The organism is Pantoea sp. X-Soil-TKNS-1279 (genome assembly GCF_059730565.1).
This window is the reverse complement of sequence record NZ_AP035949.1, coordinates 325176-351067: the sequence shown is the minus strand read 5'-3', so window position 1 is coordinate 351067 and position 25892 is coordinate 325176. Positions and strand designations below refer to the sequence as shown.

General features: G+C 58.5%; 10 protein-coding genes. All 10 read left to right on the top strand.

Going from position 1 to position 25892, the window contains the following annotated elements:
• Positions 1–696: 696 nt before the first annotated feature.
• The 10 genes from AC6I8N_RS21740 to AC6I8N_RS21695 all read left to right on the top strand — a co-directional run bounded on the left by AC6I8N_RS21740 (position 697) and on the right by AC6I8N_RS21695 (position 25872).
• A complete protein-coding gene (locus tag AC6I8N_RS21740) occupies positions 697–10278 on the top strand; it encodes a non-ribosomal peptide synthetase (RefSeq protein ID WP_497830723.1) in 9582 nt (3193 codons plus the stop codon).
• Entirely contained in the window at positions 10275–15692 is a 5418-nt protein-coding gene (locus AC6I8N_RS21735; RefSeq protein WP_497831146.1) for an amino acid adenylation domain-containing protein, read from the top strand. The genes AC6I8N_RS21740 and AC6I8N_RS21735 overlap by 4 nt, the downstream gene beginning before the upstream one ends.
• Positions 15692–16819 (top strand): saccharopine dehydrogenase NADP-binding domain-containing protein, encoded by a 1128-nt coding sequence (locus tag AC6I8N_RS21730; protein ID WP_497831145.1) that lies wholly within the window; start codon positions 15692–15694, stop codon positions 16817–16819. The genes AC6I8N_RS21735 and AC6I8N_RS21730 overlap by 1 nt, the downstream gene beginning before the upstream one ends.
• On the top strand, positions 16816–17907 hold the full coding sequence (locus tag AC6I8N_RS21725; RefSeq protein WP_497831144.1) for a Gfo/Idh/MocA family oxidoreductase: 1092 nt from the start codon (positions 16816–16818) through the stop codon (positions 17905–17907). The genes AC6I8N_RS21730 and AC6I8N_RS21725 overlap by 4 nt, the downstream gene beginning before the upstream one ends.
• Complete coding sequence (locus AC6I8N_RS21720) at positions 17904–18668, top strand: thioesterase II family protein (RefSeq protein WP_497831143.1); 765 nt, start codon at positions 17904–17906, stop codon at positions 18666–18668. Before AC6I8N_RS21725 ends, AC6I8N_RS21720 begins: the two co-directional genes overlap by 4 nt.
• A 3-nt stretch (positions 18669–18671) precedes the next feature.
• On the top strand, positions 18672–19376 hold the full coding sequence (locus tag AC6I8N_RS21715; RefSeq protein ID WP_497831142.1) for a class I SAM-dependent methyltransferase: 705 nt from the start codon (positions 18672–18674) through the stop codon (positions 19374–19376).
• Complete coding sequence (locus AC6I8N_RS21710) at positions 19369–20973, top strand: (2,3-dihydroxybenzoyl)adenylate synthase (protein ID WP_497831141.1); 1605 nt, start codon at positions 19369–19371, stop codon at positions 20971–20973. Before AC6I8N_RS21715 ends, AC6I8N_RS21710 begins: the two co-directional genes overlap by 8 nt.
• A gap of 15 nt (positions 20974–20988) precedes the next feature.
• On the top strand, positions 20989–22314 hold the full coding sequence (locus AC6I8N_RS21705) for a salicylate synthase (RefSeq protein WP_497831140.1): 1326 nt from the start codon (positions 20989–20991) through the stop codon (positions 22312–22314).
• A 274-nt stretch (positions 22315–22588) separates the two neighbouring features.
• Positions 22589–23542, top strand: coding sequence for a helix-turn-helix transcriptional regulator (locus AC6I8N_RS21700; RefSeq protein ID WP_497831139.1), 954 nt, complete (start codon positions 22589–22591; stop codon positions 23540–23542).
• Positions 23543–23673: 131 nt separating this feature from the next.
• Positions 23674–25872, top strand: coding sequence for a TonB-dependent receptor (locus AC6I8N_RS21695; RefSeq protein ID WP_497831138.1), 2199 nt, complete (start codon positions 23674–23676; stop codon positions 25870–25872).
• The last annotated feature ends 20 nt before the right edge of the window (positions 25873–25892 follow it).

Below are 25892 nucleotides of genomic sequence, written 5' to 3'. Positions count from 1 at the left end.
ATGAAGTCGGAAATCAGCAGCTACAGCCTCGAGTGTGCAGTCCTGGCGCGGGCTGGCTTTTACCTGGAGTGGCTCAGCTATGGAGAAGACGAGGAGATGACTACGCATTTCAGCATTGATAGACGGACGATGCGGCGCACATTCATTGCCAATATTGGTACGCACCATCCTCTGGTGCTTCTTCTTGCTGGTCGCGGGCATAAGTCACTCTCAACTTGGTTCAGAAAATATTCTGAGAAATAAGTTGTCTTTTTATTTGCACAGTGGTTCCCATGTTCTGTTACAACTCATGGTTGCACACAAGGGTTTTCGGATCTTGCATAGCCCACGCATGACAAGGTTTTATTCTTGATGTTGAAATTATAAAAAAAAAGAATTTATCTTCTGCTGAATACAGGCCATGTAATCATCTTTTTGTGAATCATTGAATGATCTTCATAAGAACAAAAGCGCGAGTAAGCTATAGTAATCAATTGATTTTATTCATTAAAATCCTGATTTTTATTTTCCTGTCCATAAACGATCACGTAAAAACCCGTAATTTAATACCGTTATTTGGCCCTCTGAATAGCCAATTGTCTTAAGGCATAACTTATAACGCATGACGAAAGACAGTGACTAAAACCAACATATCTCCTCATTGGCAGGGAAATAACCGAAGCCTGTCTTCGGCTATGCAGAGGAGATATCACCACCATGAGTTCGCCAGAAGCGCTGTTAAAAAGTCTGTTAACCCGTCTGTTAGGTGTTCCTACCGACCAGTTGCGTGACGACAGTGATTTGATCTACCACGGTCTGGATTCGATGCGCACTATGCGGGCCGCCAGTGAACTGCGCCGGGCAGGAATCGCCGTCAGGTTTACCGAGTTGATTGGAAAAAGGACGCTGGCTGAGTGGATTGCAATTGTGCAGTCGGCCAGTGGCGTAAACGCGTCCTCTGCCATTCACCACAATGTAGGCGAAACTCCCTTTGAACTGGCAGAAATGCAACATGCCTTTTGGATCGGTCGACAGGAGCAACAGCAACTTGGTGGTGTCACCGCCCATTTTTATGCTGAGCTGGATGGGGCGGCGTTAGATCCTGAGCGTCTTAATAAGGCGTTTCAGCAGCTTATCTCCCGACATTCGATGCTACGCCTGCGGATCAATAGCGAAGGATTGCAGCACATCGCTGCCACTGAAAATCTCTCGTTGCAGGTGAATGATTTGACCCCTCTTTCCGACTCGGAAGTGACAACAGAGCTGGAAAGATTCCGTCAGCGTTATACCCACCAGCGACTGGATATCGAACAGGGTCAGACGATGATGTTGGCACTGTCACAGTTGCCCAGAAAGCGAAGCCGACTGCATCTGGATCTGGATATGATCGCGGGTGACGCCGCCAGTTTACGCATATTGCTGCGCGAACTGGCCTCACTCTATGCCCAACCTTACGCCTCCCTTCCTGAGCTAAGTTTCAGCTACGCTAGCTATCTCCAGCAAAAGCGTAAACACCAGCAATCGCAGTGGCAGCAGGATCGTCTCTGGTGGCAACAGCGTTTAGCTGATTTGGCCGGTCCACCCGCCTTGCCATTACGCACGTCGACCGATGTCCCGCGTACCGAACGCAAACATTTCTGTCTAGACGAAGCACAAAGCCGCAAGCTGACACAACTAAGCCAACAGGCTGGGCTGACAGTGCCAGCGGTGTTGGCAACGCTGTTTTCCGAGACGATAGGTTTGTGGAGCGGTGCCGCGCCCTTTGTGCTGAATCTGCCGGTATTTTCGCGCCATTCAGACCATCCCCAGGTAGATCTTTTGGTCGGTGATTTCTCCAGCTCGGTGCTGGTGACGGTTGAACCTGCCTGTCAGCCTGACTTTATCGCGCAGGCGAGGGCACTTCAGGGTCAGCTGCATCAGGCAATGGCGCACTCGGCTTACAGCGGCGTTGAAGTGCTGCGCGATCTGACCCGGCAACAGCATGGAGAACAGGTACTGGCCCCGGTGGTTTTCACCAGCGCGCTGGCGCTGGGGGAATTGTATGAGCCACAGGTCAGACAGACGCTGGGCGACCCTGTGTGGTCCATCTCGCAGGGACCACAGGTGTGGCTCGATGCGCAGGCCACCGAATATCAGGGCGGTATCCTGCTGAACTGGGATTTTCGTGCCGACCTGTTCTTGCCGCAGGTTATTGAGGCGATGTTTGACTGGTTCTGCCAGCGCACGTTGCAGTTGCTGGAGGATGCTGTCAACTGGCAGAAACCGCTATCCACGCCTGCTCCGCTGGTGTCATTCCCTCAGCCCGAAACACCCGTATCACCGGCTATCCCGCTCCATCAGCGCTTTTTCCATCAGGCACAGCAACAGCCTCAGGCGATTGCGCTGATGTGGGGGGATGAGCAGCAACTCACCTATGGCGAGCTGGCGCATCAGGCGTTATGTGTCGCCGGTTATCTGCAAAAGCAGGGCGTGGAAACAGGCGACTCCGTTGCTGTCAGCATGGGTAAAGGCGTTGGGCAGGTTGTCGCCGTGCTGGGCGTTCTGGCGGCTGGTGCAACCTATGTCCCTTGCGGCATTGATGTACCGTTGCTGCGCCGCCAGCAGGTCTATCAGACGGCGGACGTGCAGTGGGTTTTGAGTGATGACCGCCACAACTGCCAACCGTCCTGGCCGGAAGAGGTCACCGTGGTGGCGCTTAGCACAGCGTTAGCCGCTCCTCCTTTGCCATCATGCCTGCCCATTTCATCCCAGCAGGCCATGTACGTCATTTTCACCTCCGGATCGACGGGTACGCCGAAAGGTGTAGCTGTCTCACATGACGCAGTTGCTAACACCATTGATGCTGTTGACGACTTGTTCCGGTTCACTACAGCGGATCGTACCATCTCGCTTTCGGAACTGGATTTTGACCTGTCGGCTTACGATATCTTTGCCAGCCTGAGCCGTGGAGCAGGTCTGGTGGTGGTCGATGAATTCCAGCGCCGTGATGCCCATGCCTGGGTGGATTTATTACAGCGCTGGCACGTCACGGTCATCAGTTGTGTCCCGGCGTTATTGGACATGATCCTCACCGCTGCGGCGCATAATCCCTTGCCATCCCTGCGTCTGGTGATGATGGGTGGCGATCGCATCCCGGCAGAGATGGCCTCGCGCTGGTGGTCACTGACCGGAAAGGCGGCATTTGTCGGGCTGGGTGGCATGACGGAAGCGGCGATCCACTCGACGGTCTTTGTGTTGCAACCCGATGATACGCGATGGTCAGCGGTGCCTTTCGGGCAGCCGCTGGCAAACATGCATTGCCGTATCGTCGATGCCCGTGGCCGCGATTGCCCGACCTGGGTCGGTGGCGAGCTGTGGGTCAGTGGACCCGGTCTGGCGCTGGGGTATCTGAAAGATCCAGTCCGTACCGCGGAGAAGTTTGTTGTGTATGCCGGTCGACGCTGGTATCGCAGTGGTGACCGGGTACGTTACTGGCCTGAAGGCAACATTGAGTACATTGGGCGTACCGATCACCAGATTAAAATACGCGGTCATCGTATTGAACTGGGTGAGATTGAAACCGCGTTGCTGAGCCACCCTCAGGTGCTCCAGGCAAGCGTTGGCGTGGTATCACCGGCTGCCCGACAGTTGTGCGCCAGCCTGGTGACGTCGCAACCTTTGAGTCATGCAACGCTGCGCGACTGGTTACAGGCGCAATTGCCAACCTATGCCGTGCCTGAACACTATCAGTTCCTCGCGGAAATGCCGCTGACGGCTAACGGTAAACTGGATCGTCGTGCATTGCAGCAGCAGGCTGAGCAGCAATTGGCGAGCACTGAGCGGCAATTTCAGCTTCCCGCAGGGGAGATTGAGCAACAGGTCGCCGCTCTCTGGCAGCAGTTGCTCCAGGTCGAGGAAGTGGGGCGCGAGGACAATTTCTTCGTGCTGGGGGGTGACAGCCTGATCGCCACGCGTTTAATCGCCAGGATGCGTGAGCTGAACCTCACCGCCCCTCTGGCGGAACTCTTCGCCACGCCAACGCTGGCGGCATTTTGTAGCCATGTGCGGCATCAGCAGCAGATGCCTGATCAGCCACTCAGCATTGATGAAGCCAGCCGCTATCAGCCGTTCCCACTCAGCGATATTCAGCGAGCCTTCTGGATTGGTCGCTCCGGGGAAATGACGCTGGGGGCGGTAGGGTCGCACTTCTACATTGAATTTGACGGTCAGAATCTGGACGTTGTGCGACTGGAAAAGGCCTGGCGTCAACTGATCCAGCGCCATGACATGTTGCGTGTTTGCGTTACAGAGGAGGGGCAACAGCAGGTCGCGGAGCAACCACCAGCGTGGGAAATCCAGCAGCACTGGTTGCATGAGAATACACAGGCTGGACTGGCAACCCTGCGCGAAAAACTGTCGCATCAGGTTTACGATCCCTGCCAGTGGCCGTTGTTCGCCATCCACGTTGCTCACTATGCGCAGCGCCAGCGTTTATTCGTCAGTCTGGACAGTATGATGCTGGATGGCCGCAGCATCATGGTGCTGTTCACTGAGTGGGATCAACTATACCGCGATCCTCAGCTCTGCCTGCCGGAACTGCATATCCGCTATCGCGACTATGTTTTGCAAAATCGCCCAACGTCCGAGCGTGAGCAGCAGGCACAGGCCTGGTGGCAACAGCATCTCTCAACATTGCCGGAACGCCCCGCGCTGCCGCTGGCGGTCGCGCCGGAAACCCTACAACAGCCACGTTTTCGCCGCTGGAGTCATGAGTTATCGCCCAACCGCTGGCAACAGTTAAAAGCGGTGGCGCAACGTTACGGCATCACGCCGAGTGTGGTGCTGGCGGCGGCCTATGGTGAAGTACTGGCGCGCTGGAGTAATCAGGCCGCGTTAGCGATTAACCTGACAATGTTTGATCGTCAGCCACGCCATCCGCAGATTAACCATGTGGTCGGTGATTTCGCCTCAATTCTGCTGCTGGGTTATCAACGCAGTGCCGGAGGCGATTTCCTTGCTGCGGCACAGCGCCTGCAACAGCAGGAGGGGGCGGCGCTGGCGCAACGCGACGTGTCCGGGATTTGGGTACTGCGCGAGCTGGCACGCCAGAAAGGTCAGGCCATGGCCTCAATGCCGGTGGTTTTCACCAGTGTGATCGGGCTGGATAAAGACGCGTCGCTCGATCTTTCAGATGCCTTCCCGCGACAAATCTATGCCATCACGCAAACGCCGCAGGTATGGCTGGATGCAAAAATCAGCGAGTCACGCGGGCGTTTGTTGCTGGAGTGGGATGCGCTGGAGGCGTTATTCCCGGCGGGCATGATCGAGGCGATGTTCAGCAGCTATTGTCAGCTGGTGGAGCAGTTAACCCAATCCGACTGGCGACAGCCGGTGAAGCTGCCCTTACCGGACAGCCAGCAACAGGTTCGCCAGCTCACCAATCAGACCGCGTTGTCCTTCCCGGACTTACGACCGCTGTATCTGCGTTTCTTTGCCGAGGCCCGTAAACATCCCAACGCCACTGCGCTGTTGTGGGGAAAGGAATGGCAGATGGATTACGGCACCCTGGCGCAACAGGCGCTGGCGGTTGCGGGTTATCTGCAACAGCAGGGCGTGCAACCCGGCGACAGAGTCGCCATCACCCATGCAAAAGGTCCACAGCAAATTGTCGCGGTGCTGGGCGTGCTCGCGGCGGGGGGCTGCTATGTGCCCTCCGGCATCAGCTTACCGGAAGCACGTCGTGCGGTGGTCTATCGCGATGCCGGGGTAAAGCGGGTGTTGTGCGATGAAAACAGTTTGCAGCAACTCAGCTGGCCGCAGGGCGTAGCAGTAACCAGCCTCAATGAAGCCTTACAGGCAACGCCACTGGCGGCCCCCTGCATACAGCCTGCTGAAGCAGCGAAATACATCATCTATACCTCCGGCTCCACCGGCACCCCCAAAGGGGTGGTGGTGAGTCATGGTGCGGTAGCCAATACCGTAGATGCCGTCGCCGCGCTGTTCGGCATTAGCGATAACGATCGTTCCATCACCCTGTCGGCCCTCGATTTTGACCTCTCAGCCTACGACATCTTCACTTTCCTCGGACGTGGCGCTTCGTTGGTGGTGGTGGACGAGGCAGAACGGCGTGATGCCGCCGCCTGGGTGGGGCTGATTAATCACTGGCAGGTAAGCGTGATCAGTGCCGTACCCGCATTGATCGAGATGATTACCGTTGCGGCTCAAGCGCATGGACTCAGCAAGGCACTGCGCCTGGTGATGGTCGGAGGCGACCGCGTGGTGCGTCAGCTACCGCAGGCGTTATGGCAACTGTCGCCGCAGACGCGTTTTGTCTCGCTTGGTGGGATGACCGAAGCGGCGATTCACTCGACCTGTTATGAGATCCAGCAGGACGATCCCTGGTGGGCATCAGCGCCGTACGGTGTCCCATTGGCGAATATGCAATGCCGGGTGGTAGACCAGCAGGGAAGAGATTGCCCGGACTGGGTCAAAGGCGAGCTGTGGGTCAGTGGTGCCGGGGTGGCGGCGGGCTACTACGGTGATGAAAAGCGCAGCGCAGAGAAGTTTGTCGAGTGGCAACAACGCCGCTGGTATCGCACCGGCGATGTCGCCAGTTATCGTCCCGATGGCGTGCTGGAGTTCTTTGGCCGGGCCGATAATCAGGTCAAGATCCGTGGTCACCGCATTGAATTGGGTGAGGTGGAGGGCGCACTCAGTCGTCTGCCGCAGGTGGAAAGCGCCGTTGCGGTGGTTTTAACCGGCACGACACGGAAGCTGGCGGCGGCGCTGGTGGCCTCCCAGCCGATCGATCTGGCCGCGGTAAAACAGGCGGCGCAGGCCAGCCTGCCGGATTACGAGGTGCCTGAACACCTGATTCAAATCAGTCAGATTCCGTTGACCGCCAATGGCAAAGTGGATCGTGAAGCGATCACCCGACAGATTGCGGATCAGCTGGCACAGGCAGCACATGCCGATGAACAACTGCCGATCAGTGGTGAGGCGGAAACCCTGTTGGCGCAGCTGTGGTGTGAACTGCTGGCGGTGCCGCATGTGGCGGCCAGTGACAATTTCTTCAGCCTGGGTGGCGACAGCCTGGTGGCAACCCGCCTGATGAGCCGCCTGCAACAGGCGGGCTTCCGTGGGGCGCTGGCATCTCTGTTCAGCACCCCTGAACTCCGCCCGTTTGCGGCCAGCCTGAAACGCGCAGCAACGGCGCAACAACCGGTGTTAACGCATGATGCCACCGGCCGCTATCAACCCTTCCCGCTGACCGATGTGCAGCAGGCGTACTGGCTGGGTCGCCAGGAAGCGTTCACGCTCGGTGATATCGCGGCGCAGTGCTACAACGAATATGAACTGCCGGGGATGGATGTCGCGCGCATGGAGCAGGCATGGCATCAACTGGTGCTGCGCCATGACATGCTGCGTTGTCGCATCACGCCAGACGGGCAGCAACAGATTGTGCAGGAGGTGCCTTTCTACCCCTTCCGCCAGCATCATCTCGGTGACGCTCCGCTGGTTGAACTGCGTCAGCAGATGGCGCGGCAAAAACTCGCACCCGAGAGCGGTCGTCTCTACGACGTCCAGGTGATCCACTACGGTGATAATCAGGTGCGGCTGGCGGTGCTGCTCGACAACCTGATTGTCGATGGCCTCAGTATGCTGACGCTGTTCACCGAGTTGTTCCATTACTACCAGCGCCCTGACCAACCTCTGCCGCTTCTCAACGTCGGGTTCCGTGATTACCAGTGCCTGCGTCAGCAGCAGGGGCAGTCCGCTGAATCCATCCAGTACTGGCAGCAGCGGTTGACCTCGCTACCCGCAGCGCCTGCGTTACCCACCCAGGTAGAACCGGAGACGCTGACTCAGCCTGCGTTTCGTCGCCTGCAGGCCAGGCTGGCAACAGATCAGTGGCAAAAGATCCTGCAACGGGCGCGTCAGGCGCAAATCACGCCGTCCGTGCTGCTGTTGACCTGCTTCTGCGAGGTGTTGAGCCGCTGGAGCGGGCAGCGCTCGCTGGTGGTCAATATGACGCTGTTTGACCGTAAGCCACTCCATCCCGATATCAACCGGGTGATCGGCGATTTTACCTCACTGATTCTGGCGGAATACCACGCCAGCGCGAATGAAAGCTGGCTCAGCCATGCCCAGCGGATGCAGGCGCAAATCTGGCGCGATTTGGATCATCAGGATGTCTCCGCTGTCAGCGTGATGCGTCAGCTGGCGCAACATCATGGTGGTGAAACGCGAGCGGTGCCGGTGGTGTTCACCAGTATGCTCGGCGTTGCCGATGCGCTGGCAAAAGCCGCGCCGTGGCCGGATTTCACGCTGTCCCAGACGCCGCAGGTGTGGCTGGATCATCAGGTGATCGACCTTGAAGACGGCCTGCTGTTGAGCTGGGATTATCTGGAGGAACTGTTCCCGGCACAGATGGTGGAGCAGATGTTTGCCAGCTATTGCCAATTCTTACAGCTGCTTGCCGATGCTGACTGGCAGTTACCACCGCTACGCCAGTTGCCACTTGCTCAGCAGCGGGTGCGCGAACAGATCAACGCTACCGAGGCACCACAACATGGCCCGGCATTGCTGCATCAAGGGTTCTTTGACCAGGCGTGTCTCCATCCGCAACGCATAGCGGTATGGGACGAGCAGCACGGCGGCATCAGCTACGGTGAGCTGCGCGAGCGAGTGCTGGCTGTGGCGGCGGGTCTGCAACAGCAGGGTGTAAAAGAAGGCGACTGCGTGGCGATAGCCCTGCCGCGTGGTGTCGATCAGATAGTGGCAGTGCTGGGCGTTCTGGCGGCGGGTGCTGCGTATCTGCCGGTCAACGGCAAACATCCGCCAGCACGGCAAGCATTGTTGTGCCGCAAAGCCAAGGCAAAGCTGGCGATTGGCTGTGTGGAAGGTGCCACATTGCTCCCCCTGCCACAGCTGCTCAGTTGCACACCGCTGCCTGAGCCGGTGCTGCCCGATGCGGCTGGTCTGGCTTACATCATCTTTACCTCGGGTTCGACCGGTGAACCCAAAGGCGTGGAAGTTGAACACCGCAGCGCCAGTAATACCGTCGACGACATTTGTCAGCGTTATGGCATCCGCAGTCAGGATGTGCTGCTGGGTGTGGCTGCGCTTGATTTTGATCTGTCAGTGTTCGATATCTTCGGTGCATTGAGCCAGGGCGCGAAGCTGGTCCTCAGTGCAGAAGAAGAACATCGCGATGCCGAGGGCTGGCTGGCGTTAATGCAGCAGCACCAGGTCAGCGTCTGGAACAGCGTACCCACGCTGATGGAGATGGTGATTGAAATCGCGCAACTGCGCGGGAATGAATTGCCAGCGCTGCGTCTGGCATTGCTGTCAGGCGATTGGGTCAGCCCGGACATTGCGGCCAGGCTGGAACGTATTGCGCCCCTTTGCCAGACCATCGCGCTGGGTGGCGCAACCGAAGCCGCCATCTGGTCCAATGCCTGGGCGGTTCCGGCGCGGCCACCGCGCGACTGGACATCAGTACCCTACGGTTTACCGCTGCGCAACCAGCAGTTCCGGGTGGTTGATGAACTGGGCTGCGAGCTGCCGGATTGGGTGGCAGGGGAACTGTGGATTGGCGGGATGGGGGTGGCGCGCGGGTATTGTGGCGATCAGACGCTAACCCAGGCGAGTTTTAGTGGCGACTACCCGCAACGCTGGTATCGCACGGGTGATATGGGACGTTACCGTCCTGACGGCATCCTCGAATTCCTCGGACGACGCGATGGTCAGGTGAAGTTACGCGGTCACCGTATTGAATTGGGCGAAATTGAACAACAATTGCAACGTTGTCCGGGCGTACGCCGCGCGGTGGTATTGCTGAAGGGCAGCGGTGTCAGCGCCAGCCTGTACGCCTTCTATGAGGGTGAGGCAACGACTGTCGAACAGCTGCAACGCGGGCTGCGCAGCGTGTTGCCTGGCTGGGCGATACCTGCGGCGATTACCGCTCTCAGCCACTGGCCGCTCACCGCCAACGGCAAAATCGACCGCAAAGCGCTGGCGCAACTCACCACCCAGACCACGCAAACCGCGTTGTCTCTGGACGATCCTCACCAACAGGCGCTGGCAGACATCTGGCAACAGGTGCTGGGTACGCAGCCGGGCCACGCCAGCGAAAGCTTCTTCAGCGCTGGTGGCAATTCGTTACTGGGCACCCGCCTGGTGGCGCAAATCTGCAAACACTTCGGTATCCGTCTGACTCTACGAGACTTTTTTGCTGACGCTACCCTCTCGGGCCTTTGCGCATCCGTCGAAAGGCATTTGGCTGACAAAAACAGTATGGAAGAAGGTTTATTGTGAAAATTTCTGACGTTATCGCACGACTGGAAACCCAGGGCATCGAACTGTGGCAGGAAGACAACAATCTGCGCTTCCGCGCACCTGCCGGGGTAATGACCGAAGCTATGGTGCAGGAGTTGCGCGCCCATAAACCTGCCATCCTCGACTGGCTAAAGCAGCAGGAGAGCGAGGCCTTGCTGCAAGCCGATCCCGATGCACGCTTTGAGCCTTTCCCCTTAACGGAAGCACAGCAGGCATATTTTGTCGGGCGTCATAGCGCTTTTGCGTTCGGCGGTATTGCCTGCCGTGGGTATCTGGAGATTTGTTTTGATCAGCCCGTCACGTCGGCGAAACTCAATCGGGCACTTAATCTGCTGATTGCGCGTCATGACATGTTGCGGGTGGTGATTGAGGAAGAGGGATTCCAGCACGTTTTGCCGCAGGTGCCGCTGTTCCAGCCACCAGAATACGAATGGCCCAATCTGCCAGCCACAGCCATCAGGGCGCGTCTCGACGAGTTGCGCGAAGCGATGCTGGCTGCCCCGGCGGATTATCAGCGCTGGCCGCTTTTTGCTGCGGCCAGTGTCCAGGCGGCAGGGCAAACCCGCCTGTTGCTGTCGATTGAGCTGATCCTGGTGGATTCCGCCAGCCTGTATCTGCTGGTGGATGAACTGGAACAACTGCTGTTTGCGCCCGAAACCCTGCTACCCGCGCCCGCGTTGGGTTTCCGTGATTACGTGATCGCCCGGCGTGCCGCACGCCAGGGTGTGCGCTACCGTAAGGCGCAGCAATACTGGCGGGAGCGTATCCCTGCGTTACCGAATGCCCCGGCTTTACCGTTAAGCACCAGCGCGGAGCAGGCCGTATTTGTTCGGCGTCATCTGCGCCTGTCGCATCAACAGCGTCAGCAACTGAATCAGTTGGCCGCGCAAGCCAGGGTGACGTTGAACGCGCTGCTGCTGGGTGCATTCTCCCAGGTGATGGGGTTCTACAGCGACAGCCGCCACTTCACGCTTAACCTGCCGATTTTCCGCCGTGAAGGGCAACACAGCGACCTTGAACGGGTGGTAGGCGACTTCACTTCCGTGACGCTACTGGAAGTGGATCTGCGTGGCGAAGAGGTTTTTGCGCAACAACTGCTTACCCTCAATCAGCGCCTGTTTGCCGATCTCGACCATAATGCCTTTTCAGGCCTTGAGGTGCTGAGTGAACTGTCACGCCATCATGGTGAGGCAGTGCTAATGCCGGTGGTGTTTACCAGCACCCTCGGTCAGGGTGAACGGCAGGAGGCTCCGGCGCACTATCGTATTGAGCAGGGATTAACCCAAACCCCACAGGTGTTGATTGACTGCCAGGTCACCGCCCAACCCGATGGCATGATGCTGGCGTGGGATTCACGCGAGGGACTCTTCCCTGAGCAGTTTATTGAACACGCGTTTAATGCTTTCAGCGGTGTCATCCAGCACCTGCTGAAAGAGGGTGAATCTTGCCTGAACCAGCGTCAGTTGCTGGCGCTGCCTGCGACACAGGCTGCCATTCGCCAACAGACTAACGCGGATAGCCAGCCAAACTTCGCCCAACTGTTGCATCAGGGGTTCCTGGAGAAGGCAGAACAGCAGCCGGATGCCATCGCGCTGTGGGATGATGCAGGGAGCATGACTTACGGCGAACTGGCCGCCCAGGCTTACGGGCTGGCGGCGGATTTGCAACGGGCCGGGCATGGTCCAGGCGAAGCCGTGGCGGTGATATGTGCTAAAGGGCGTGCTCATGCCCTGGCCCCGCTTGCCATCCTGCTGAATGGGGGTTGCTACGTACCGGTTGATGGGCAACAGCCTGCGCGCCGTCGGGAAGCGATCTTACGCAACGCCGGGGTGCGTTGGGCAATCTGCGACGATGCTGAACAGTTACCTGAGGATGTTGAGGCGATTTCCTGGCGTACCGAGACTGCTGCGGGTGATTTCCAGCCGCTACGAATCGGTCTCCATCAGCCTGCCTATATCATCTACACCTCCGGGTCGACCGGTGAACCGAAAGGTGTGGTCATCAACCACCATGCCGCCTGGAACACTATCGCCGATATCAACCGTCGCTTTGCGGTGAGCGCCGCGGATCGGGTACTCGCGGTCGCTAACCTGAGTTTCGACCTGTCCGTGTACGATCTGTTTGGTGTGCTGGCGGCGGGTGGCACCCTGGTCTATCCCCAGGAGGCGCGAAAGGCTGATCCTTCACACTGGGCTGAACGCATCACCCAATATGGCGTCACGCTGTGGAACACGGTGCCAGCCCAGTTGCAGATGCTGGCGGATACGACACAGCCGCTGCCGACGCTACGCCTGGCGCTGGTATCGGGCGATTGGGTGCCGCTTAATCTGCTGACACAACTGCGGGCGATTTCAGCCGATGCTCAGCTGATCGCATTAGGTGGTGCCACCGAAGCGGCAATCTGGTCGGTATTCCATCCGGTCACGCAGGTCGCCCCACACTGGCAAAGCATTCCGTACGGGAAGCCGCTGGCTAATCAGCAGTTGCATATTCTGGATGAGAATTTACACGATCGTCCTGACTGGGTCAGCGGTGAGATCGCCATCAGTGGTGATGGGCTGGCAGATTGTTACTGGCTGGACCGAGAGAAGACCGCTGCGCGCTTTGTTACTCGTGATGATGGTCAGCGCCTTTACCTGACCGGGGATCGGGGGCGCTACTGGCCGGATGGCAACATCGAGTTTCTCGGGCGTGTCGATAACCAGGTCAAAATTCGCGGCCACCGTGTCGAGCTGGGTGAAATCGCTGCGGTGATGCGTCAACACCCGGCCGTCACCGATGCGGCGGTCTGCCTGACAGAAGGCAATGGCACTGCCAGTAATCTGCTGGGGTTTGCTGAACTGGCTGCGGGTGAACAACCCAGCGCCTGGCCAGCGATGGAAAATGCCCAGAGTCGGGCGCAGCAGATTGAGCAGCAGATTGACGGTGCGGCTTTCGAGGCCTTAATGACCGGTGCGGATCGCGTGGCGATCCTCGCGATGTCCGATCGTCTGCGTCAGGATGGCCTGTTCGCCACCGCCGCTGCCCGTCACACACTGGAGGAAATCTATCAGGCGACCGGGGTGGCGGAGGTTCATCAGCGGCTGCTGCGCCGCTGGCTGGAAGGATTGGTCAGTGCTGGTGCGCTCACCCAGGATGCGCAGGGGCGCTACGGAGACCTGATCCCCTGCGACACCACCACGTTGCAGCAGTGCTGGCGCGAGGTTGAGCAACTTGAGCAGCGTGCCGGTTATGGTAGCCAGACGCTGCACTATATCCGTGTTTGCAGTGATTGCCTGAGTGGGCTGCTGTGCGGTGAAACTGATGTGCGCGGCATTCTGTTCCCGGAAGGCGAGCTGTCGACCGCCCACGCGGCCTACCGCGATAACCTGGTCAGTCAGAGCATGAACGCGATTGTGATTGCGGCGATCACTGCGCTGGCTGCCTCCAGCACTCGCCCGTTGCGCGTGCTGGAAGTGGGTGCCGGAGTAGCGGGCACCGCCAGCGATCTGGTGCCTGCGCTGGCCGCATATCAGCCGGAATACTGGTTTACCGATCTGTCAGAATTCTTCCTCGTTGAAGCGCGCAAGCTTTTCGCCCCTTATCCCTGGATGCACTACGGCATTTTTGACATGAACGAGGATGCCGCTCGCCAGGGGATGGCGGCGAATAGTTTTGATGTGATCCTGTGCGCCAACGTGCTGCATAACGCCCGCAATGCCGGTGACGTGCTGGCACAATTTTCCTCATTGCTGGCACCCGGCGGCACGCTGGTGTTTATCGAACCTTTCCGCCGTCATAACTACCCGTTGCTGGTGTCGATGGAGTTCTTCCCGGAACTGACCGGCTTTACCGACCTGCGCGCCACCACCGATCAAACCTTCTTTACCCGCGAGCAGTGGCTTAGCCTGTTGGCGCAGGCGGGGGCGACGTTAACTGATTGCGCGCCGCTGGCAGAGAGCGCGCTGTCCAGCTCCGGGCAGGGCGTATTTATCGCGCAGTTCAAAACCGACCGTGCCAGCCTGCATCATGATGAGTTGCGGGACTTTCTGCGCGATCGTCTGCCTGGTTATATGGTGCCTGCGCATTTACATCTACTGGATCGTCTGCCACGTACCGCTAACGGTAAAATCGATCGGCAGCGGTTGGTGAATTCAATGCCGCAGCACCTGACAAGGGCGGAGCAGACAGGCCAGGGTAACGCCCCACGCGATGCACTGGAACAGCAGATTGCCGCCGTCTGGGCTGATGTCCTGGGGGTGGCGGACGTGCATCGCGATGCGGATTTCTATGCGCTGGGCGGTGATTCCCTGTTGTTATCCCGCATGATCGGACGTTTGCGCGCCCAGGTCGAAGCCGCGGCCCATTTTGAATGGGAAACCCTGCTGCGCCATCTGCTGCGGGAATCCACGGTGATGGGACTGGCTGAGTTGCTGCGCAACAGCGCGAAGCAGGGTGAGCAGCAGCAACAGGCGCGGGCGGTACTGGTGCCATTGTGGGGGCTGCAGGATTATCGCACCCACTGCTGTGTGCTGCTGCATGCCGGTACGGGCAATCTTCAGCCGTATCAGCATCTGCTGGCAAGCCTGGATAAATCGCAGTTTGATCGTGGTATTGGCCTCGAACTGCCCAGCCAGCAGGCATTTATGGCGCTGGCCCCGCATGAGGCGCTGGTGACGCTGGCTGGTCACTATGCCGATGCGTTGTCAGAACAGGGTGAAAGCTTCACGCTGCTGGGATATTGCCTTGGAGGCTTGCTGGCCGCAGAGATCGCCCGTCAGCTCAGCGAACGCGGCAAAAATGTGCGCGAGCTAGTGGTGATCAGTGCTTATCAGCCGCCGCAGGTGGATGACGTACGCCTGGTGGATTACGTGTTTGCCCGCGCGATCGGGGCCGACCTGGATAAACTCGGTCTGCCGCAGGAGCCGGCGCTGGCGGCAGCCGTCAGCGCGATCCTACAACGCACTCCGCAGCGCATCGCCGAAGACGCATTTGATGGCCTCGAGAGTCATCCCCAGGTGGCGCAAGCACTGACGAGCTGGATCCAGCAGCCACAAGCCGTTCGCCTGCAAGCCTTGCAGACCGCCGGTATGGCGCAGGGAGCCTACCATCAGGAGGATGAAGCCAGCACGCTATTTGCCAGTCGTTATGCCCTGTTCGGACACAGCATGGCGTCGGTGGGGCAATATCGCCCCGATCCCTGGTTTGGCAAAACCATTCTGCTGCGTAACAGCGAGAGCGATCCTCTGTTGCCCGGTACGCCCGGTGATGTTCACGACTACTGGAGCCAGCTGTGCCTCGGGGAACTGATTGTTGAAGATACGCCTGGCGATCACTTTAGCTGCCTGTCCCGTCATCATGCGCCCACCCTGGCGGCGTTGATTACACGCCATACCACGCCGGGAGCAGCCTGATGAACAACAACATCATTGCAGTACTCGGTGCCACCGGTGGCGCAGGACGTGATGTCAGCCGCTGGCTGGCTCAGGCGGGATTTGCATTGCGGTTAGGCGGTCGCCGTCGCGATCCCTTACAGCAACTGGCGTCACAATTGGGTGTGGAAGCTCATCCGGTGGATTTATGGCAGGAGAAGGAACTGCGTGAGTTTTGCCGTGGTTGCGCTGTAGTGGTGAACTGCGCTGGTCCATCCTATCAGGTGCTCGATCGGGTAGCACGAGCGGCTGCCTCGGAGAATGTACATTATGTGGATGTCTCCGGCGATGGCCCGGCATGGCATCTGTTACAGCAGCAACCCGCGGGTGATCAGCACTGGATTGCTGTGTTCTCTGCCGGAATGTTGCCCGGTCTGGCGAATCTGGTGCCGGGCTGGATGAGTCGGCGTGCGGGCGGCAATCTGACGGTCTACAGCGGCGGTATTGAGCGAGTGAGCGGCGCGGCCGCTGCGGATCTGGTGCTGTCGTTAAATGAACAATGCAATGCGTTGCAGGGCAGCGATTACTGGTACGGAGAGGCCGGTGCCAGCTGGCAGCTCGGGCGGCGCAGTCGCCACAGCCTGGCAACCCAGCAGACAGATACGCTGCCGCATTTCCCCGGTCATGTCACCTTACTGCCGTGGCTGAGTGCCGACGCCGAGCGGCTGGCACTGCGCCACAATCTGTCCGGTCTGAGCTGGTACAACGTGTTCAGTGGTCAATGCTTGCGGGAAACCCTGACCGGCCTGCGTGGCAAGGTGGATGGCACATCACAGAGCCTCGCTCTTGCCAGTGCAGCAGTGGAGAAGGCCAGTGAAATTGACCTGGCGGGTTACGCCCCGTATTACCAGATGGTGTTTGACTGGCAGCAGGAGGGGGAACCGCGTCGGCGCGTGGTGATCCGCACGGACAGCAGCCTGGCGCTGACCGCTGCCACTGCCGTCAGCGCGGTGTTGAGTTTGATGCGCGGCGAAATAACCCCGGGCGTGCATTTCGCCGATCGCGTGCTGGCACCGGCGACCGTGCTGGCTGATATCACGCGCCTCCATGCGGGCACCCATATCAGCCAGTATCAGCCAGATATGCAGCCAGAGCAGGGGGTGATATGAGTTCTGCTTCGACGCCCCGTTGCCGCGCGATTGTTTGTGGCACCAGCTTTGGCCGTTTTTATCTGCGCGCGCTCGCGAATAATCCAGCGATTGAACTGGTGGGGATCCTCTCCAGTGGCTCTGCCGCTTCCGCCGGTTACGCGCGTGAGTTGAATATCGCCCACTACACGTCGGTGGCAAGTTTACCAGCCGATATTGATCTCGCCTGTGTGGTGGTGAGGGCGGCCGTCTCGGGTGGCAAAGGGGCGGAAATCGCCAGCCAGTTGTTAAGCCGGGGCATCCATGTGTTACAGGAACACCCACTCCACCCTGACGAGCTGGCCGACTGCCTGCGCACGGCGCATCAGTATTGCGTCCGTTTTGGTATCAATGCCTTTTACCCCTTTGTTGCCCCCATCCGTCAGTTTCTCCGCGCGGCGGAGGTTCTGCGTCAGCATCAGCCGGTGCAATACATTGAGGGCGTGTGCGGCGCACAGGTGCTTTACCCGCTGCTGGATGTGATTGCGCGCGCGCTGGGGAAACTGCGCCCGGCGCAACTGGAACTGATGCAGCCGCGCCAGGTGGGACCTTATACCTGCCTGCACGGCAGCATTGGCGGTGTGCCGCTGACGCTACGCGTCCAGAACCAAATCCATCCGGCTGACGCCGACAACCACGCGTTGTTGCTGCACCGACTGACCATCACCGCCGAAAGCGGCGTACTGGCGCTGGCGGATACCCACGGCCCGGCGATCTGGAGTCCCCGTTTACATACCCATCGTGATGCAACCCATCGGCTGGTGCTGGAAGGGCCAGGGACAGAACGCTTATCAGCACTCAGCAGCGTCGTTTTACCGGGCAGCGAAGCCGTCAGCTTCAGCGAGATTTTCGAACAGGTCTGGCCGCAGGCCATTAACTGCGCGGTGGCGGATTTTCAGCGCTCCATCGACGACAGCGCACTGGCGCAGCAACAGGTGCAATGGGCGTTGGGCGTCACCGGGTTCTGGCATCGGGTGTCATCAGTGCTGGGACCACCAGAACTTATTTATCCCGACACGCCAGCCATGCTGCCGCTGATGGATCGGTTAACTGCGGAGACTTCGCGATGAGCAAACATTTTTTGCGCTTTTATCAGCCCGCTCCCCATGCCCCGTTGTTGCTGGTGTGCTTACCTCATGCCGGTGGGGCGGCCAGTACGTTCCGCCCGTGGCCTTACTTATTCGATGCCTCTGAGGTGGAACTGGCGGTGGTGCAGTATCCGGGACGGGAGGATCGCTTTGCTGAACCCTTTATCGACAATATGCCCGCATTGCTCACCGCCTTGCAGGATGAGTTGCTGCCGCGTCTGGCCGGGCGTCGTTTTGCCCTGCTCGGACACAGTATGGGCGGTGCCATCGCTCATGAACTGGCGCAGATGTTGGCTGTCCAGCGTCTGCAACCGGAGCTGCTGATTATCTCCGGTCGCCAGCCACCGGATTTTCATCCGCTGGATAGCTGCATCCATCTGGGTAGTGACCAGCAGATTCTCGAAGAACTGCTGCGACTCAGTAGCGATAACCAGACCTTGCGCGAACAGCCAGAGCTGGCGGAGTTGTTGTTACCGGTGATCCGCAATGATTACCGGCTGATTGAGAATTACCGCCCACAGCCAGCGCGTTTGCTCACTTGTCCGATCGTGGTGCTGAGCGGTGAAGGGGACAGTGAATTGCCACTGGCTCAAGCCGAAGCCTGGGCGGCATGTACCTCGGCTGAAAGTATTGTGCATCGTTTTCCTGGCGATCACTTCTTTATCGCCAGCCAGCGTGCCGCCGTGGTGGCCTGCGTACGGCAGGCGCTACGTCAGTTCTCCCCCTTGTTCAGTGAAGGATAAGCTATGGAAGACTTCTACTCGCCGGTCGCTGAGTTCTACGATCTGGTTGGCCGCGCGCACTCGGCGGGTGAAACCGCGCTGCGTGAGCGGCTGTCGGTATTCACCGATATTCATGATCCGGTGCTGGATATCGGCGCTGGCACCGGGCGAACGGTGCTGGCGATAGCCGAAACTGTGCCGCTGGTGGATATTCTGGCGGTGGAGCCAGCCCCGGCGATGCGTGCGGTGCTGACGCATCGCGTGGCACAACAGCCGGAGCTGCGGCAGCGCGTCACGATTATCCCGGACACGGTCGACAAGTTGCAGCTACCCGAGCGGCTGGGGGCGGTCGTGGCCTTTGGGGTACTGGGGCACCTGACGGCTGAAGAACGCAGGGCGCTTTGGTCAACATTGCTGCCACGACTCGCACCTGGCGCGCCAGTGTTTGTGGAGTTGCTGCCTGTCGAAAAACCGATGGTGTTGCCGACTATGACGCTGGCAAGTGAGACCATTGGCCAGCGTCACTATCACGCCACCCTTGAAGGTGAGCCTGGACCTGATGACACCATGTTGCTGACGTCATGCTGGACGGTGAGCGGCGGTCCCTGTACCACGCAAGTGATCCGTAACCGCAGCGTCTGGCATACCTTTGGCCTGGACGATCTAGCCCGTGAAACCGGGCTGCATGCCGAACGTCTGACTGCACAGGCGGGGGTGTTGTATGTCTGAATCGATTGCGACTCCCGATCATCGCATCCTGCCGGAAGAGATGCGCTGGCCGGTTGCGTTGGCTGAACGTTATACGCAACGTGGCTACTGGCAGCCGGAGACGCTGGGTCAGTTGATTCTGCAATGGCGGCAGTTTGGAGAACACACTGCGCTGATCGAACCGGGCCGCAGCTGGAGTTATCAGCAGTTAATCAATCAGGCTGGTCGCTTCGCCAGTGAACTCAGGCAGAGGGGGATGCGCAGCGGGGAAACGGCCGTGATTCAGTTGCCCAACGGTGCTGATTTTGTGGTGGCTTTCTTCGCGGTGATCCTCAACGGGGCGGTGCCCGTGCTGATGTTACCTGCTCACCGCCAACGTGAAATCCTGCATGTGGTGGAGCTGGCGCAGGCGCGCTGGTTCCTGAGTGATGCCGAACAGGCGGGTATCGATGTTCAGAGCCTGCGTGCCAACGCCCCGGATTGTCATCGCCTGTTCTCAACGGCAGACCAGCGTTTTGCCTCCAGCCAGGCCCCGGCGATTGACGAATTGCCCCCCGGTGATGCACCGCAAAATATCGCGTTGCTGCTGCTTTCTGGCGGTACCACCGGGTTACCCAAGCTGATCCCGCGTACCCATGCTGATTATCACTACAACTTCCGCGCCAGCGCTGCGCTTTGCCATGTGCAGCCGGATGAGCGTTATCTGGCGGTGCTGTCAATGGCACATAACTTTCCCCTCGCCTGTCCCGGCATCCTTGGCATCTTTTCGCGCGGTGGCTGTGTGGTGGTCCCGGCCACGGTCGCCGCTGAGGATGCGTTTGACGCGATTCGCCAGCACCGCGTGACGCTCACGGCGCTGGTGCCTTCGCTGGCAACGCTATGGCTGGAAGCGGCGGAATGGGAACAACCGGATCTTAGCTCGCTGCGGCTGGTGCAGGTGGGGGGGGCGAAGCTGGCAGCCGATGCCGCTCGTCAGTTGCTTGCCCAGTGGGGATGCCAGTTGCAACAGGTGTTTGGCATGGCGGAAGGGTTGCTGAACTACACGCGACTCGATGATTCACCCGAACTGATTACCACCACGCAGGGCCGACCGCTGTGTGATGACGATGAGATCCGGGTGGTGGATGAGCAGGGCCAGGACGTCGCCAGCGAGCAGGCAGGGGAATTGCTGGTTCGCGGACCTTACACCATCCGTGGCTACTATCGCGCGCCTGAACACAACCGCAAGGCGTTTGCCTCCGAGGGGTTCTACCGCAGTGGTGATCGGGTGCGGCAGTTGCCTGGCGGTGAGCTGCTGGTGGAAGGGCGCACCCGCGACATGATCAACCGCCACGGAGAATCAGTCGCAGCGGATGAAATCGAGGAATGTCTGCGGGCGCATCCGTTGGTGCGCGACGTGACGGTGCTGGCCGATGCGGCCGGGCAGCAACAGGAAGCGATCCATGCGGTGGTCATCGCCCATACCCCTTTCACGCTGGTCGAAATGCGGGCGTTTCTTGAACAGCAGCAAGTCGCGTCATTCAAATGGCCGGACCGCCTGACCCTGGTGGAGGCTTTCCCGCTGACGCCGATTGGCAAAATCAACAAACAAGCGCTGGCAGCCCGGCTGGCGGTTTAATTTTCAGGAGTCAACATGACGGATACACGCACCGAACTTCGACTCAACCTGCCCACAGATCAGGCACTGGCCGCGATTGTCAGCCTTATCCGGCAGAATCCGACAGAGGATTACTACGTCTACGAACGGCCACCCTGCTGGTATGTGGGTATCGGTAAACGTGCGAGTTTAACCCTTTCACCTGATGGCACCGAGGCCACAACCGAAAGCGAACAGGGCTGCCATACCGTGCCGGTTACCTCGTCACTGGCGCATTACGCCCGACAGTTCCATGCGCAACATGCCAGCGCAGGACAACGTGTGTTTGGTATGGCCGGATTTAATTACGCGGCCTGCATTCGCGGTCTACCTTTCCCGACCGGCGAGTGGCCGCTGTTGTCGCTGCTGGTGCCGCGTGATGAACTGGTTTTTGCCGCCGGGGAAGTCAGGATCCTGGCGCAGAATGCCGACCAATGTCAGCGCCTGGCCCAGCAATTACAGGACATCTCTCCGGCACCGACTGGCGGTGCGCTGCTGGCCGACCTGACCGCACAGGGTAAAGATTATCAGCAGCGGGTGACAGGCGCGCTTGAAGAGATCGCCGCTGGTGAATACACCAAGGTGATTGTGTCGCGCGCGCTGGCACTTTCAGCGCGCATTGATATGCCCGCCACCCTCTGGCGCGGCAGAATGGCCAATACCCCGGCACGCAGTTTCTTACTGCAACAGGGAGCGTTTGCCGCCACCGGCTTCAGCCCGGAGATGGTGGTGACGGTCGAGCAGGGCATCGTCACCAGTGAACCTCTGGCGGGCACCCGTGCGCTGTCGGGTTCTGCGGGAGAAGATGCCTACAATCGGGCTGAGCTGCAAAGCGATAGCAAAGAGATTATGGAGCACGTTATCTCAGTCAAAGCGGCGATTGAGGAACTGGAAACGCTGTGCGTGCCTGACTCTGTGGCGGTCACCGACCTGATGTCGGTCCGTGAAAGAGGCAGCGTACAACATCTGGGTTCGCAGGTGCGGGGCGAGCTGGCATCGGGACGCGATGCCTGGGATGCTTTTGATGTGCTGTTCCCGGCGATCACCGCCTCCGGTATCCCCAAAATCCCGGCACTGGCTGCCATCCTCAGACTGGAAGCGGTGCCGCGTGAACTCTACTCCGGTGCGATATTGATGCTGGAAGATGATCAATCGTTTGAAGCGGCATTGGTGCTGCGTAGCGTGTTTCAGGATGCGCACAGAAGCTGGATACAGGCCGGAGCCGGGGTGATTGCCCAGTCGAATGCGCTGCGTGAGCTGACGGAGACCTGTGAGAAGCTTTCCAGTGTCGCGCCTTACCTGGTGGTTTTGCAGGCGAAATGATGGATAGGAGTATCTCCGGTCACTTATCGAGGGTCTCTATGTAAGTTGCACTTGTGCCCCCTTCATCCGCAGGGGGCACATTTGTAATTAGCCTGTCATCCTTTCTTGCCACCCTTGGTTTCTGCATGATGAGAGTGTCAGGAAAGCGTCAAGAATTGATAATGATTATTATTTACATTTTAGCAAGCCTCAGTATGATGACTCTCTGAGTTTCGTTTCGGGAACTAAGCACCTGACCACTTCGCCAGCCGGGTACTTACAAAAGAGGGTTTTTATGCAATCCACTCACCAGTTACATTCTCTGCAGCAGTTGACCGATATGGCGCAAAAATGGGGCTATGACTACGAGCTGGCGAATGCCAACTGCTCGGTGCGTCAGTCTGGCGAGTTTGACGGCACGATCAAAACCGTCACACTGCCCTATGGTGTCGACCTCTGTCTCAACGAGCTGACCGCCAACGGCGACGATCATCGCAGCGGCACGCTCCACCATTGTCTGACCATTTTGCTTACGCTCGACGGCGATGAACCCAATTACCATCTTGATGACGGCAGCCCGCTACCGGCCGAGAGAGGTATGGCGAAGGTGATTGCCACCAAAGATCGTATGCGCCTGTGGTGCCGCAATCCTCGTGGCCATCATTGCCGTAGCCTGGTGATTCAGGCGTCCCCGGAGCGCATCAGTGATAAAGAGCTGGCGGAGCAGGTCGAACGTATTCTGCAACGTAACCATGTCTTCGGGTTTATCGTGCCGCAGTACACCATTGACCGGGCCAATGAGCTGTTTGGCTTTTGCGATAACTGTGTGATTGGCCGGTTGCAGACCCACAGCTGTGTACTGGATCTGATGGCTCAGGTGCTGCGCGCAGCGGATCAGGACCTGCCCCAGGTGGGGGTGATGGCACCGCATCGTGATGTGGCCCGTATGCTGAAAGTGCGAGACAAGCTGGTCACTGAACTGGATAGCAACCATTGCCTGTGTGACCTGGCGCGAGACGTTGGCATCAGCGTCAGCGCACTGAAAAGTAAGTTCCAGGCGGTGATGGGGCAGTCGGTGTTTGCCTTCCTGCGCGATCAGCGGCTCAACCGGGCGCGGCTGGGGTTAGAGTCAGAAGGATGGACGGTCAAACAGGCCGCCTACTATGTCGGTTACCAGCACCCCAGTAACTTCTCGACTGCCTATCGGCGCAAATTTGGTATGCCGCCGCGTGACTCTCTCAGCCTCTGACTGGCTGAAAACATAACTCATTTGGCTTTGCTCATAGCTGAGTTAACTAGGGTGTCGTATGACCGCCCCATACAATTGTGACAGATATAAAAACGATTTTTTTGTCTCTGTTTCAATACCATGGGGATGTCATGCGCACCAGTTCACACCAGCATCGCTTAAAACAAAATCTGACTACCACCATCAAACCTCTTTGCCTGTTGTGCGGTCTGGCGATTTCAGCCCCGGCTTTCACCGCAGAACAAACCACTGATAGTAAAAAAGAAGAAACCCTGGTGGTAACCGCCCGTAAAGTAAAAGAAGATCCGTTGAAAGTCCCGGTCAGCATGACGTTATTTGATCGCCAGACGCTGAACGATCGACGCATTGATGATGTGGAGCACTTAATCCGTGACGTGCCAAACATCAGCTTCAGCTCACTGGGGGATATGCGCTCGACCTATATGTCGATCCGTGGCGTCGGGCCAATGGCACAGCCGCTCGGTTTTGATGATACGTCGGTCGTGACCTACATCGATGGCGTGCCGCAACCTGCCTTCGGTTCGGATCTGCGTTTCCTGGATGTCGAACGGATTGAAGTGTTGCGCGGCCCGCAGGGCACAGTGTTTGGCCGCAATGCGCAGGCCGGAGCGATCAACATCACCACGCGCCAGCCTGGCGATACCTTTGAAGGCACCTTGCGTGCGGAAGCAGGCCTGAACAGTGAATCCGAGAACGTGGGTCAGTTGACAGTTTCCGGACCACTGATTGAGGACCGCCTGGGTGGGCGCTTCTCTGCCGCTTATTCCAACCTCGGGGCCGATGTGGACAACGAAGCGTCAGGCGGCAAGTTAGGCAAGGTCGAAACCGGGGTGTTCCGTGGCTCGCTGGTCTTCACCCCCGACGATCGTACCCGCTTCGTGTTGACCGGCAACTATGAGCGGGATAACAACACGCCGTCCAACTTCATTCTGAAAAATGGGCCGAATTTCCCTACGGTGGAACTGGATCCTAAAGGTTGGGTCGATCGTGAGATCTCCGGACTGTCATTAACGGCGAATCGCCAGTTCGATCAAATGCAGTTCACCTCCGTTTCAGCGGTGAACCATTACGATTTTAAAAACCTGACCAATAACTCCGAGGCGCTGACCTACAGCAAGGTGTTCGGTATGCCGACGTCGGCATTTATTCCAGCCACTGACTGGAGTACGTATGACGAAAGCCAGAACAGCCTGTATCAGGAACTTCGTCTAAGCAGCCTCGATGACGCAGATATTGTCTGGGTCGGTGGCATCAATTATCTGCATGACAGTTACAAACTCACCACCAATTATGATTCGGCGTTCTTCGCTTCCACCAACGGGACGCGCAACGGGGATTATACCACCGACAGCTATGCCGCCTTTGGTGAGGTGACGGTGCCGTTGTTTGGCTCCGAAAAACTAAAAGGGACGTTAGGTGGTCGCTACACCCATGACCGTAAAACCTATGAATCGCTGTATCGGTCCAACGGGTTCCCTGGCACGGTGGCCTCCTTCAATCAGAGCGGGGTGCTGAATTACGACATGGTGACAGGTCGCGCAGCGCTGAGTTATGACCTGACGGATGACTCGACTATCTATGCCAGCGTGGCACGCGGTGCGAAAAGCGGTGGTTTCCCCAATTTTACCAACAACGCCCCCAGCGGTTTGAAGGATGAGCCTTATAAGGACTCCTCCTCATGGAGCTACGAGATCGGCAGCAAAAACCGTTTCCTCGACGGACGTGCTGAACTGAATGCCTCGTTGTTCTACAACACGGTGAAGGATGAAAACCTGTTCGCGCTGGATTCGGCGTCATTCACCTTCGTACCCAAACCGATGGATACCCGTAATTACGGCGTGGAGCTGGAAGGTTCACTGCAACTGGCCGAGCACTGGAAGGTCAGTGGCGGGGCGGGTTACACCCATACGGAGTTGCGCAATGTCTCGGATGATGTCGCGGCTTCATCCGGTGCTCGCGATGGCAACCGGGTACCTGCGGTACCGAAATTCAACACCAACCTGACGCTGCAATATTACGACTCTGCTGCCTGGCTGGGGTTGCCGGAAGCCAATATCTTCGCCCTGGCACAGCATCAATATGTTGGCAGTCGTGAAGCGGATGTCGGCAGCCACTTTAAACTTGATGCCTACCAACTCTACAACGCTAAAGTGGGCCTGGAATTCTCCTCCTTCGATGTCTACGTATTTGGTCAAAACCTGACGGATGAACGTCCACAGTACATTGGTCTGTATTACGGGCCAGGTAGCGAGGCGGTGACCGTTGGACATGGTCGTGTGTTGGGCGTCGGTACACAAATCAGATTCTGATTACCCGCAGCGCCCGGTGT